The organism is Aeromonas sp. 25-AL00135 (assembly GCF_054052385.1).
This window is the reverse complement of record NZ_JBSTYQ010000007.1, coordinates 1-12881: the sequence shown is the minus strand read 5'-3', so window position 1 is coordinate 12881 and position 12881 is coordinate 1. Positions and strand designations below refer to the sequence as shown.

The 12881-nt window shown below is 63.1% G+C and carries 9 protein-coding genes; 2 read left to right on the top strand and 7 right to left on the bottom strand.

The window, feature by feature from the left end; translation table 11 throughout:
- Positions 1–5: 5 nt before the first annotated feature.
- From recD to ACW5XC_RS07825, 6 genes are all read right to left on the bottom strand, one after another.
- A complete protein-coding gene (gene recD, locus ACW5XC_RS07850) occupies positions 6–2096 on the bottom strand; it encodes an exodeoxyribonuclease V subunit alpha (RefSeq protein WP_042053416.1) in 2091 nt (696 codons plus the stop codon).
- The gene (gene recB / locus ACW5XC_RS07845; RefSeq protein ID WP_042053414.1) at positions 2093–5701 is read right to left on the bottom strand and encodes an exodeoxyribonuclease V subunit beta; all 3609 of its coding nucleotides are present in this window, start codon (positions 5699–5701) and stop codon (positions 2093–2095) included. Before recB ends, recD begins: the two co-directional genes overlap by 4 nt.
- A complete protein-coding gene (gene recC, locus ACW5XC_RS07840) occupies positions 5701–9075 on the bottom strand; it encodes an exodeoxyribonuclease V subunit gamma (protein ID WP_042053413.1) in 3375 nt (1124 codons plus the stop codon). The genes recB and recC overlap by 1 nt, the downstream gene beginning before the upstream one ends.
- 244 nt (positions 9076–9319) lie before the next feature.
- On the bottom strand, positions 9320–9712 hold the full coding sequence (locus tag ACW5XC_RS07835) for a DoxX family protein (RefSeq protein WP_005342720.1): 393 nt from the start codon (positions 9710–9712) through the stop codon (positions 9320–9322).
- 39 nt (positions 9713–9751) lie between these two features.
- The gene (locus ACW5XC_RS07830) at positions 9752–10438 is read right to left on the bottom strand and encodes a pirin family protein (protein ID WP_005355292.1); all 687 of its coding nucleotides are present in this window, start codon (positions 10436–10438) and stop codon (positions 9752–9754) included.
- 30 nt (positions 10439–10468) lie between these two features.
- Complete coding sequence (locus ACW5XC_RS07825; protein WP_042053412.1) at positions 10469–10801, bottom strand: hypothetical protein; 333 nt, start codon at positions 10799–10801, stop codon at positions 10469–10471.
- Positions 10802–11059: 258 nt separating this feature from the next.
- Between ACW5XC_RS07825 and ACW5XC_RS07820 the strand changes: the two genes are divergently transcribed.
- Positions 11060–11974, top strand: coding sequence for a LysR family transcriptional regulator (locus tag ACW5XC_RS07820; RefSeq protein ID WP_042053411.1), 915 nt, complete (start codon positions 11060–11062; stop codon positions 11972–11974).
- Between the two features lie 99 nt (positions 11975–12073).
- Entirely contained in the window at positions 12074–12493 is a 420-nt protein-coding gene (locus tag ACW5XC_RS07815; RefSeq protein WP_019446736.1) for a hypothetical protein, read from the top strand.
- 175 nt (positions 12494–12668) lie between these two features.
- Here ACW5XC_RS07815 and ACW5XC_RS07810 read toward each other — a convergent pair.
- On the bottom strand, positions 12669–12881 hold a 213-nt coding region (locus ACW5XC_RS07810), incomplete at its 5' end, for an integrase core domain-containing protein (RefSeq protein WP_456516096.1).

Below are 12881 nucleotides of genomic sequence, written 5' to 3'. Positions count from 1 at the left end.
AAAAATCACCAATAAATCTCCCCCCCCAACCTCTCCGCCAGACCGGAATAACGCTCGGTCTTTTTCCGCACCGCCTGGGCCAGCAGGGCGCGATCGCCGTAGAGATCGAGCCGGGCCTTGGCGCGGGTGATGCCGGTATAGACCAGCTCGCGGGTCAGCAGCGGGCTGGGGCTGTCGGGCAGCACCAGCACGGTATGGGTAAATTCCGAGCCCTGGGATTTGTGGATGGTCATGGCGTAGACCGTCTCGTGGGGTGGCAAGCGGCTTGGCAAAAGCGCCCGCAGGGTGCCATCTGGTTGCTCAAACCAGACTTTAAGCCGCCCGGTTTCATCGGGCAGGCAGAGCCCCATATCACCGTTGTAGAGGCCAACACCGTGGTCGTTGCGCACCACCATCACCGGGCGGCCGGCATACCAGTCGCCATCGCGGGCGATCAGGCCAGCCCGTGACAGAGCCAGTTCGAGCCGCTCGTTAAGTCCCAGCACCCCGAACGGGCCATCGCGCAGGGCGCAGAGGATCTGGAAGCTGTTGAATGCCTTGAACACGGCGGCGGGCGCTTCCCCCGCGCGGGCCGCCTTCAGATAGCTGCCGTAACCGGCGACCCCCTGGGCAATCAGGGCGTCGTAGGCCTCCCCAGCCCAGGGGTGCAGGCTGATATCGCTAAAGCCCATACCCCAGACCGATTCCACCGCCGTGGCATCGCCGCTGTTGCAGGCGCGCGCCAGCTGGCCGATGCCAGAGTGCTGATCAAAGCGCCAGCTCTTGGCCAGCAAACAGAGGCTGTCGCGCACCGGCGCCCCTGCGGGCGCGCCCTGCAGGCGGTAGCCAGTCTGGCGGGAGAGCCAATCCGCCTGCGCTGGGCTGATGCCCTGTTCGATAAAGCTGCAGATATCGCCGAGCACGGCCCCCGCCTCCACCGAGGCGAGCTGATCCTTGTCGCCGAGCAGGATCAGGCGGGCGTGGCTTGGCAACGCATCGAGCAGGCGCGCCATCATCGGCAGGTCAACCATGGAGGCCTCATCCACCACCAGCAAGTCGAGGTGCAGCGGGTTGCCCGCATGGTGGCGGAACTGGCTGCGCCCCGGAATGACCCCGAGCAGCCGGTGCAGGGTGCCCGCTTCGGTGGGGATGGCTTCGACCCACTCGGGGGGCAGATCGAGGGCCTGCAGGGCAGAGCCGATACTCTCGGTCAGGCGCGCCGCCGCCTTGCCGGTGGGGGCCACCAGCCGGATCGCCGGGGCCTTGCCCGCTTGCAGGCCGGTCTCCACCAGAATGGCGAGCAGTTTGGCGACCGTGGTGGTCTTGCCGGTGCCGGGGCCGCCGGAGATCACCGCAAAGGGGCGCGCCGCCGCGGTGGCCGCCGCCAGCTTCTGGCCGTTGCAGCAGAGCGCCTCGGGCACCAGCGCATCCAGCTTGCTCAAGTCGCTCGCCGCCTGGGCGCTGGCCAGCAGCCCTTCGATGGCGGGCCAATCCACTTCATTGGGGAACACCAGATCGAGATACTTTTCGATAAAGTGGCGGGCCGAGAAGTCGGGGACAAGGCGGGCTTTGAGCAGCGCCCCGAACACCAGCCCGTAGTCGCGGGCAAACAGCCGCGACAGGGCCGGGGCAATCTCCGGCCGCTTATGCCCCTCTTCTGGCGCTCGCTCGCTCAAAGCGCGCAGATGGCGGGCCACCCCCAGTTCAAAATCGTGGTAGCGGGTGAGATAGAGCCGCCCGTGCCACAGCCGCAGCGGCCAGCGTGGGGCGTTGCCCTCATCCTGTTCGGTGCCAACCAGGGGACTCTCTGCAAACAGGGCGGGCCAGCGGGCAGGATCTGCCAGCTCCCCCAGCAGATCCCGGCTCTGCTGGGGATCCAGCCCGAACGGACGCAGGGATCCGGCGATAAGCATCTCAAGGGGCAGGCAGACATGGCCGCGCCCCAGCTCGAAGCAGGTGAGCGCCGCGCCCAGCACCAGCTCGGGGCTGCCACCCAGATCGGCTACCAGCCTGGCAAATTGCAGATCCAGCTGGCGGATGCGGCCAGCCAGCGCCAGTGTTTTGAGCCGTTCAACCATCATTGCGCTGGTCACGGTGCTGATCATGGTGCCGCTCATGCTTCTACCTCGTTCAATGCTTGAGATCCCGCAGCTGGCAGCTCACTGCCTTCGCTAAACAACTTATCCAGCCCCAGCACCAGTTCACGGCTCGGGCGGGTATGGAAAATGCCCCCCTGCGGCATGCCGCGCAGGAACAGATAGAAAACGCCGCCAAAGTGCTGCTCGAAGTCGTAGCCCGGCAGGCGCAGGGTGAGCAGCCGGTGCAGCGCCAGCGAGTAGAGCTGGTATTGCAGGTCGTAGCGATGCTCGACCATCGCCCGCTCCAGCGCCGGACGGCTGTAATCGGCGGGGCTCATGCCGAGGTGGTTCGATTTGTAGTCGAGCAGATACCAGCGCCCCTGCCACTCGAACACCAAGTCGATAAAGCCCTTGAGCATCCCCTGCACGGTGGCAAAGCTGAGCGGCTTGTTGCCCCGCGACAGCGGGTCATGCTGCTGGCAGAGGGCCGTCAGCGCTGGTGCCGTCACCCGCCCCATGGGCAGGAAGAACTCCAGCTCCACCTGTTTGCGCTCGGGCGCCAGATCCCGCAGCCGCACCGGCTCACCAAAGCCGGTATCGAGCGGGGTATCCAGCACAGCTTCGACCTGCTGTTGCAGCACAGGGGCCCAGCTCTCGTCAAAGCCATCCTGCGCCAGCAGGGTGGCGATATGCTCTACCAGCGAGTCGCCAGCTGCACTCTGAAAGTCGATGGTCTCGAACAGGCTGTGCAGCAAGGTGCCGGGGCGCGCCCCTTTCGGGAAGGTGAAGATGGAGGGCTGGGGCGCCTCCTCCGGTTGCTCAGCCGCCAACGCAGCCGCCTCGGTGACGACCTCGTCATCGAAGCCGGGGTTGGCGAGCACGCCCTTGCTGTGACCGTGACCCTGCGCCGCCAGCCCGGAGTAGGAGCTGATCCACCAGTCCCGCTCAAGGGAACCGCTAAAGTGGCGCACCTGCGGCTCGCCCAGCAGCTCCTCCTCTGGCGGCAGCGGGGCTGGACGGGTGAGCGAGGGCTCACCGACGGCCACCCCGGGCAGCGCCTGTGACAGCTCGGTCAGCGCGGTCGCCAGCGTCTGCGCATCCCCCTCCTCGCCCTTTTGCAGCAGGTAGCCGATGGCGGTGTGGTGCAGGTCGGTCTTCTCCGACTTGCCCGCCCCCGCCCGCACCGGCGCCAACCCCAGCCAGGTGGCGTAAACGCCCCGGGTCAGCGCCACGTAGAGCAGCCGCAAATCTTCGGCAAGGCGCTCCCTGTCCGCTTCGGCGAGCGACGAGTCGGCGCCGGTCAGATCGAGAATGGTGCGATTGCCCGCCTCATCCGCCTCGTGATAGAGCGGGGTCTCGGCGGTTCTGTGGCTGCAGATAAAGGGCAGGAATACCAGCGGGTACTCCAGCCCCTTGGATTTGTGGATGGTGACGATCTGCACCAATTTCCGCTCGGATTCGAGGCGCAGTACCTGCTCAGCATCCTGGCCGTTGGGGCGGCTCACCGCCTCCCCCAGCCAGCGCAACAGGGCATATTCGCCATCCAGCTCGCTGCTCACCTGTTGCAGCAGCTCGCCGAGATGGAGGAAGTTGGTCAGCCGCCGCTCGCCATAGGGGCTCGCCAGCAGGGAGGAAGCGAGATTGCGCCGGTGCAGCAGGGCCCGCAGCATGGCCAGCACGCCGCGGCGATGCCAGATCTTGCGGTACTCCATAAACTCCTGCACCGCGCTCTCCCACGCCCGCTCGTCGCTGGCCAGCCCATCGAGCGCTTTGGCATCCAGATCAAACAGCCCGGTGGCGAGCGCCGCCCGCAGGCTGCGCTCTTCGCTCGGGTTCTGGCAGGCGTGCAAAATCAGCAAAATCTCCCGCGCCTCCGTCTGTTCCAGCACGCTCTCGCGGTTCGACAGATAGACGGAGGCGATGGCGAGGCGCGCCAGCTCCTGCTGTACCAGCTTGCCCTCGGCGCCGGTGCGCACCAGCACGGCGATATCCCCGGCCTTCACCGCCTTGTCACCGATCTGCGCCTTGCCCTCGCGGGCCAGCGTCAACAGGCGGTGGATCTCGGCGGCGGTGGCGCGGGCCATCTTGCTCTGGTAATCCCCCCGATTGAAGGTGGGCTGGCCGGTCAGCTGCCAGCAGTGGAGCACGGGCGCGGTAACTCCATCGAGCAGCAGCGCCTTGCTCTTGCCCTGCGCCTCCACCGGCAGGAAGGGGATATCCGCCTCGTAGATAAAGGGATCCTTGGCCCGCTCGAACAGGCCGTTGACCGCCCCCACCAGCGCACTGCTGGAGCGCCAGTTGCGCCCGAGGGTGTAGTGGGCGCTCACATTTCGCCGCGCCTGAATGTAGGTAAAGATGTCGGCGCCGCGAAAGCCGTAGATGGCCTGCTTGGGGTCGCCGATCATCAGCAGCGCCGTGTCTGTGTGGCCGCCGTAAAGGCGATGGAAGATGCGGTACTGCTGGGGATCGGTATCCTGAAATTCGTCGATCATCGCCACCCGGTAGGTGGCGCGAATGCGCTCGCAGAGCCGCTCGCCAAGGCTGGAGCCGAGCGCCCCGTCGAGATCTTTGAGCAGGTCATCGAACGAGAGCTGATGGGCCTGCCGCTTGCTCGCCTGCATCCGGCTGCGCACTACTTTGGCTGCCCGTTGCAGGATCAGATCCCGGATGCCGGGGCGGCTGGCCAGAAGCTCGTCTATCTGGCTGAACAGCGGCAGGGTAGGCACGGCGCCCCCCTTCTTGAGGTTCTCCTCCAGCACTGTCTGGCCGAAGCGCTCCAGCTCCTTGGGAATGGCGTAGCCACTGCTCTCGTCCTGCGCCCAGTCGGCTATCTTGGCGAGCCACCCTTCGTAGTTCTTGCCGGTGTAGCGGCTTACTTGCCCGTCGGTCTGGCGGCGGATCTCGTCCGTCTGCACCAGCCACTCGCGCTTCACCGCCTCAATGCGGGCCATAGCCGCCTGATGACGGGCTGCGAGGGTCTCGTCCCCCAGCGCGGGGTGGATCTCCAGCTCGCTGTTGTCGAGCCAGCTGCCCATCTCCCGCAGCAGGGCGGCGGGGCTCGGCCAGAGCGCGCGCACCGCGCTGGCGAGGGTTTTATCCACCGGATAGAACTCGGCGCGCCAGTAGTCGCTCACCGCCTGCAGCCTGAGCTGGCTATCGTCGGTAAGAAATTCGGTTTCAAAGAGGGCGCCAGACTCGAAGGCGTTCTGCTTGAGCATCCGCTGGCAGAAGCCGTGGATGGTAAAGACCGCCGCCTCGTCCATCTGCCGCTCGGCGGCCAGCAGGCGGCGGGCCGCCAACTCGTGATCCACCACCTCGGCCAACAGTTGGGCCAGCAGGGTGTCACTGCTCTGGCCGCGCATAAAGGCGAGGCGCGCCTCGTGGATGCGACCGCGGATCCGCCCGCGCAGCTCGGCGGTGGCCACTTCGGTAAAGGTCACCACCAGAATTTCGGTCACTGACAACGGCCGTTCATGGGCGCTCGGCTGACCGGCATCGGCACCCTCTTCGATGAGCGGACCGTGGCCCAGCAGCAGGCGCAGGTAGAGACCGGCGATGGTATAGGTCTTGCCGGTACCGGCAGAGGCTTCGATCAGTCGTTCACCATGGAGGGGAAAACGCAGGGTATTGAGCGGGTTAGCCATTATTTCAGCTCCTCCAGGGTCTTGAGCAGCGGGGTCAGGTGTTCGCGGGCCAGCGCCTGCAACTGCCCCAGCACCTCGTCATCGAGTTCGGGGAAGCAGCGGGCGACGTAAACGTCTTGCCCCTCCCCATTGATCATCCAGCCGCCGTTGAAACGGGTGAGAGCCGCCTTGTCGGCCGCCTCCGGTTTGTCCGGATCCTTCTCGATCGCCTTGAGCCAATCCCAGGCGGTGTTGGGGAAGAACGGCAGCGGCCGCTTCATCCCCTGCGCCCAGCACGCCACCAGCGCCGCCAGCTTGGGGCGCGCCTCGTCGGCAGCAAGAGCAGGCAGACGCAGACTCTGTTTGGCGTCGAACAACAGGGTGTCGCCGGGGGCGCCGCTCAATGAGAGGCAGAGGTGCTGGATCCAGCCCAGCAGCAGATCCTTGCCGTTGAAGCTGCCGGGTTTGACCACCAGCAAACGCCCCTTCTGGGTGTCGATCCACCCTTGCAGCTGGCCCTGAGTCAGGGAAATATCGATCTCCACCGCCTGTTTTTCTGACTCATTGGCCGCAACCCATGGCCGCAGCCGATCCGCCAGCTTGCCCATCTCGGCGTCCAGATCGTCCAGCAGCAGGCTGCCGAACCACCCTTGCGGCAGCAGGCCGGTGAGCTGCAACCGCTCTCGCCGTATGCTCACGCTATCGCTCCGCTCTGGGCTATCCCCCTCTGCCAGATGGGCATCGAGCAGCAGATCTTTCAGCTGATAATGTTGCAGGCCATCCAGCTCGAACGGCTCGCTGTCCTCGATGTTGGCTTCGTTCAACTCAAACCACACCTTGAGGCGGCGGTTGAGGAAATATTTGGTGGGCTGGCGATAGAAGCGCAGCAGCTCCGCCAGCTCCAGCCCCTGCTCCTTGCCCCATTCGGGAGGTAAAGGCAGCTCGCCGCTTTGGAAGTTGGCCGCACCGCGCACCGGATTGAGGGCGGGCAACCAGTCGGCGGCATAGGTAAAGAGGCGTGAACCCGGCTCCGGATAGAAGTAGTTGCGGCTGTAGGGGGTGAGCGGGTGCGCCACCATCAGGTGGTTGAGCAGCCGCTTGCCGGAGGTTTCATCATCGAGATCCTCATCCCCCGCCAGCACAAAGCCCTGCCGCACATAGTCGAGCAGCTCCGCCAGCAGCACCGAGGGCACCTTGTCGCTGTTGTCCTGCGCGCTGAAACCCTGATAACTGATATAGAGCCCCTGCTGGGCGCTGAGCAGCGCCTCGAGGAAAAGGTAGCGGTCATCATCACGACGGGAGCGATCCCCGCGCCGCGACGCCACCGCCATCAAGTCGAACCCCATGGGGGCCAGGGTACGCGGGTAGACGCCGTCGTTCATGCCGAGCAGGCAGACCTGCTTGAAGGGGATGGAGCGCATCGGCATCAGGGTGCAGAAGTTGACCTGACCGGCAAGGAAGCGCTGGCTGGAGCGGGACTCCCCCAGCACGCTGCCGAGATAATCCTGCAACAGATCGGCGGTGATGGACTGCTCGAAGCGGGCTTCGCCAAGCCGGGTCTGCCACTCGGCCAGCTGGCTGCGAATGAGCTGGAGCTGACGCTCTTCATCCTCGTCGGCCAGATAGAAGCGCTCCAGCAGCGCCAGCAGGCAGGCGTTCCAATCGGCCAGCGGCTGCGCCTGTTGCAGGCGGGGCAAAAACTCGGCCAGCGAGTCGACAAACCAGGCAAGCTTGCCAAGTGCCAGCCCCTGCTGACCCTCGATATCGGCGTAGGGCAGGATGCCCGCCACCGGTTCACCGTCGCCCATGGCAAAACCGAGCAGCATGCGGCGCAGGCCGAACAGCCAGCTGTTGCCGGACATGGGCGGCAGATCGAAGCGGACGGGGTAGCCGTCATCCAGCCCCCAGCGGATGCCGGTCTCCTGCACCCAGACCCGCAGCTGGTTGAACTCGTCGTCATCCAGCTCGAAGCGGCGCAGCACGGCGGGCACCTCGAGAATGGCGAGCAGCTCCCCCGCCCCGAAGCGAGCGTTGGGCAGCCTGAGCAGGGCGAGGAAGCTTTGCAGCAGCGGGCTCTCCTGACTCGCCGCCCGATCCGAGACCGCAAACGGGATCTGGCCCCGAGCACCAAACACCGCCTGAATATAGGGGCCGTAGCTGTTCACATCCGGCATCATCACCACCACATCTTTCGGGGTGAGGGTCGGGTCCTGCTCGAACAGCGCCAGCAGCCGGTCGTGCAGCACTTCAAGTTCCCGCATCGGGCCGTGGCAGGCGTGGATCTGCAAGGATCCATCCGCCGGATCGATGGGGCTCTTGTGATGGCTGCTGTCGAGATCGAACTGACCGGCGCCTCGCTCGGCCAGCTCCAGCACATCCTTCTGGATGGCGCGCAGCAGGCTGACATTGCCCTTGCCATCCACTTCGTCGATATCGACGAAAGCCTCGATTTGCGGCACCTCCAGCTCCATCAGCTGGTGCAGGTAGTCGCGCCCCAGCTTGCCCATGGAGGCGAGCAGCGGGTTGGCGGGGCCCTGCAACGTCTCGATATCGGTACCGGGTTTGAGCTTGTTTTCGAGGCGCGCCAACGTCTTGCGATCCAGCAGATCCCCCCAGTAGTAGCGGCAGGGGTTGGTAACGAACAGGTGCACCTCTACCTCCGGCCGGCTGCCGAGGGCCAACAGCGCCTCCACATAGCGCGGCGGCAGCGCCGAGATGCCGAACACAAAGACCCGCTGCGGCAGCTTGCCCGACAGATCGGCGGTACGCTCCAGCTCGTGGATAAACTCCTCGTAGAGGTTGGCGCGGTGGTAACCGCTCGGAGAGAGCGCCAACGTGCGGGCCACCAGCTCGCGCCACAGCTCCGGCTGCCAATCCTGACCGCTCACCCCGGCCAGCTCCTGACTCAATCCTTCCCCCTCTTCCCAACAGGCGATCCAGTCCGGCCGGTAGACCAGATACTGGTCAAAGAGATCCGCCACCTTCTGGCAGAGCTGCCACAACCGCACCTGCTCGGGATCCCTGGCAGGATCCTCCTCATCTCCCCCGCCCAGATAGGCGGCGAGCGGGGTAAAAACAGGACGATCCAGCAAGGCAGGCAGAATGGTCATCAGCTGCCAGCTCATGGATCCCTTGTTGTAGGGGCTCTGACGCGGCACATCTGCCAGCACCCGGGTGAACATCTCCCAGATAAAGCTGGCGGGCAGCGGAAAGTCGATATTGGCGGCGATGCCGAAGGCCTTGGCCAGCTCCAGCTTGAGCCACTGGGCCATGCCCGGGCTCTGCACCAGGATCTGCTCCCGATCGAAGGGGTGAGAGAGAGGGGCCTGCCGGATGCGGCTCACCAGCAGCTCTTTGAGCAGATCCAGCTGATTGGAGTGGTAGAGGGTAAACATGAGCAATTCCCGCCTGTGGATGAGAGAGGGCGAGGGAAAAGGCGAGCCATTTCCGTCACTTCACAAGAGAGGGAATTGTCGGGGATCGAGGGGGAAGATGCAAAAGGCTCTTGTGGCCAGCAGACGGGCAAACCGCTGAACCATGAGGGGGGCCGCAGATTTGTGCAGTACTATCTCACAGACAGAAAAAAGCCGGTGCAGTTGCACCGGCCAAAAGGCTTGGAAAACTCAAACTGAGTGGCTGTTACCAGTTTTTGCCGAGACGGGCATCCAGACTGAAAGCCCCTGCTCCGGCCGCCGCCAGCGCCAGGAAACCACCGGCCACTGAGACGTTCTTCATAAACATCAGCATCTGCATCTGTTCGGCAGGCTGATAGTGGAAAATAAAGGCAGCCATCAGGGTGAAACCGGCCAGCAGCACGGAGAGGCTGCGGGTAAAGAGACCCAGCACGACGGCAAGGCCACCACCCAGCTCAAGCAGGATTACCAGCGGCAACATAAAACCCGGTACGCCCATCGCTTCCATATAGCCCTGAGTACCGGCATACCCGCCGATCTTGCTCCAGCCCGCCATAACGAACATCAGCGCCAGCAGTACACGACCCGCCAGCAGCGCTACATCTTTCATCTTGTCCATTTCATATTCCTCGTTTGTGTCACATCACCGCTGACTGCTTCAGGGTAGGTCAAATAACAGAGCTTGGCTGGCACTGGTCGCAACCAGCTCCCACCGGTATTCATCACGACTGAGTACCCCGTCGCCGGGTCGGGCAGCCAGACCGTTGGCGGTCAACTCCCCTGAAATCATCTGCAGGTAACCGTGTCGGCCAGCCAGTGCCCATTCGAGCGTCTCGCCCGGGGCCAGTTCCAGCCGCCATACGCGGGCCTGTTGGCGGATCCGCAGCGATCCATCCTCGCCATCCGGTGACGCCACCAGCGTCATGCCCGGTCTAGACTCGATCTTCTTCTGCTGATACCCGGGTGGCGTGCCGAACTCGTTCGGCTCGATCCAGATCTGCAACAGGGAGAGAGGATCCGTCTGCGAGGGGTTGTACTCGCTGTGGCGGATCCCGCTGCCTGCGCTCATCAGCTGGAAATCCCCTGCCGGGATCTGCTCGGCATGGCCGAGGCTGTCCTTGTGCTCTATGGTGCCTTGCAGCACGCAAGTGAGGATCTCCATATTGGCGTGAGGGTGGGTGGCGAATCCGCCACCCGGCGCAACCAGATCCTGATTGATCACCCGCAGCACCGAGTGTCCCATCCACTCCGGGTCATAGTAGTGACCGAAGGAGAAACTGTGGCGCGCGTCCAGCCAGCCAAAGTTGGCCTTGCCCCGCGCTTCTGCGGCTCTCAATTGCATCATGGTCTGCTCCTCATCTATCCGGGGTTCGACTTAGCGGGGGTTGCCACCACCGATGCCGAACGGAATACGGTATTCGCTGCTCTGGTCAGCCAGGCTGACGGTCAGGTTGCCCTGGGTACGGCTCGGGATCCGCACCTGCTGGGTGCCTGTCAGATTGGCGTGGACTGATGCCAGCAGATCGCCAGACTCGTCACGCACTTCCAGCATCGGATTGGCTTTGCCATCCATTGCGGCAGTGGCGTTCCAGTTCACAAACAGCACGCCGGGCATGGCATTGAAGTCAGCCGGTACGGAAGCTTGGGCGAAACCAGTGGTCATCAGGCCTGCAACGGCCAGCATCTTGATTACGTTTTTCATGTTCATTCACTCTCTTGTTTTATATGTCATTGCCAAGGCCTTTTCGGCCAGAATCAATGCATCCATGCAAGAGGTTATTCAAATAGTGTGTTGTTCTTTCACCGACATCAGACAGACCGATTTGGTGTGTCACAGTGCGGAACTACCCGCATATTTGGCCGCTCGACGTTCCTGCCTAAGCGTTGATTGAATATTAAAGTGACATGACCTAACTTGTTAGCGAGATAAACTGGCAAACATATTCAAAAAAATTGAAGGTGAGGAATGGCCAAGGAATCGAACAAGGAACGGGCGCTGACCCTGGAGGCAATCCGGGTGCTGGACGCCATCGACCGCCGCGGCAGCTTTGCGGCGGCGGCCGACGAGCTGGGCAAGGTGCCATCGGCATTGAGCTACACGGTGCAGAAGCTGGAAGACGAACTGGATGCCATGCTGTTTGACCGCAGTGGCCACCGCACCAAGTTCACCCCGGCGGGGCGCATGCTGCTGGAGCGCGGCCGGGTGCTGCTGGAGGCAGCCGAGCATCTGGTAGGCGAGACCCGGGCATTGGCCCGTGGCTGGGAGACCGACATCACAGTCGCCGTCGATGCACTGGTCCCGGTGCAGGCCCTCTACCCCTTGGTGGAGAAGCTGGCCGAGCAGACCAATACCCGACTGCGGCTGCGGGCCGAGGTGCTGGCGGGTAGCTGGGAGTGTCTGGAAGATGGCCGCGCCGACCTGCTGATCTCCTCCATCAACCCGGACATCATGATGACCGGCATCAAGCATCAGGTGCTGAAAGAGGAGGTGATGCTCTACGTCGCCCATCCCGATCATCCGCTGCATCAGGAGCCCGAACCCTTGGCCGACGAGACCCTGCGCCGCTACCGCGCCATCGCGGTGGCCGACACAGCCCTACGCAAACCGGTACTCACCTACCGCCTGCTGGACAAGCAGCCGCGCCTCACCGTCAGCACCATGACGGAGAAACGTGATGCCCTGCTGGCAGGGATCGGCGTCGGCACCATGCCACAGAGCTGGATTGAGGAGGACATCCGGGCCGGACGGCTCAAGGTGATCAGCCCCGAATATCGCCATCAGCTGCAGGTGGTGCTGGCCTGGCGGCGAGACACCATGGGCAAGGCCAAAAGCTGGCTGGTGCGGGAGATACCAAAACTATTTGCAACTGGTGAGAAATGAGATCCAGTTAACAGAAATGTTAATTGCATGCCTCACTTGACGCCCAATATCTTTGCTGATTTCATAGCCGCCTCATTGAACCCATGGAAGCTGTAGAAAATGAAAAAGAGTTTGCTGGTTGCCCTCACCACCCTGCCCCTGTTTGCCAATGCCGGCCTGATGGATTCGCTGACCGACAGCGTCACCAGCAGCGTCAAGGATGCGGCCAGCACTGCCGTATCCGGTGCCATGGACAGCGCATCCAACGAAGCCATCAAGAAGGCACTGGATATCAAGGAAGGCGGCTCCAACAAGCAGGCAGTCAAAGAGAAGCTGGGCGCTCCTGCCACCACCAAGACTGAATCCGGTCTGGAAGTGTGGACCTATGATCTGGATGCCCTGAAGAAGGCTTCTCCGCTGCTGGCAGAGACAACCACAACCCTGCTGAAAGATACCGACGCCGCCAAGAAAAACGTGGTCATCAAGTTCGAAGGCGAAACCGTCAAGAAAGTAGAGCTGACCGACAAGGCTCAGGGCTAAGTTCGCTCGTCCGGTGGAGTGGGCTGAACACCCGCATCGGCACAGATAGCAAGAGGGGGAGCATCAGGCTCCCCCTCTTTTATTGGCAATCACCAGCGTTCAGCCAATCTGCTGCTCAACGCAGTATGTCTAGTCCTGAAATAGGTTTACACATTTTCAACTAGCATTTCTCTTCTCAGAACCCCCGATGTACCACATCGGGGGTTCTGTATTTCAACGCATGATGCGGCCGCTCCTCGTTGTAAATATCTACTGCTTCACGCACCATCTCCCGCGCTTTCGTCAAATCCTGCGGGTTTTGCAACAATAACTCTCCTTTCAAAATCCCGTTCACCCGCTCCGCCAACGCATTCTGATAACAGTCATACCCATCCGTCATCGAGCATTT

Excerpts from the sequence above, each read along its gene's own strand:
- recB (WP_042053414.1), bottom strand. The coding sequence starts at position 5,701 with ATGGCTAACCCGCTCAATACCCTGCGTTTTCCCCTCCATGGTGAACGA.
- ACW5XC_RS07825 (WP_042053412.1), bottom strand. The coding sequence starts at position 10,801 with ATGAACATGAAAAACGTAATCAAGATGCTGGCCGTTGCAGGCCTGATG.
- ACW5XC_RS07815 (WP_019446736.1), top strand. The coding sequence starts at position 12,074 with ATGAAAAAGAGTTTGCTGGTTGCCCTCACCACCCTGCCCCTGTTTGCC.
- recC (WP_042053413.1), bottom strand. The coding sequence starts at position 9,075 with ATGTTTACCCTCTACCACTCCAATCAGCTGGATCTGCTCAAAGAGCTG.
- ACW5XC_RS07820 (WP_042053411.1), top strand. The coding sequence starts at position 11,060 with ATGGCCAAGGAATCGAACAAGGAACGGGCGCTGACCCTGGAGGCAATC.
- recD (WP_042053416.1), bottom strand. The coding sequence starts at position 2,096 with ATGAGCGGCACCATGATCAGCACCGTGACCAGCGCAATGATGGTTGAA.
- ACW5XC_RS07830 (WP_005355292.1), bottom strand. The coding sequence starts at position 10,438 with ATGATGCAATTGAGAGCCGCAGAAGCGCGGGGCAAGGCCAACTTTGGC.
- ACW5XC_RS07835 (WP_005342720.1), bottom strand. The coding sequence starts at position 9,712 with ATGGACAAGATGAAAGATGTAGCGCTGCTGGCGGGTCGTGTACTGCTG.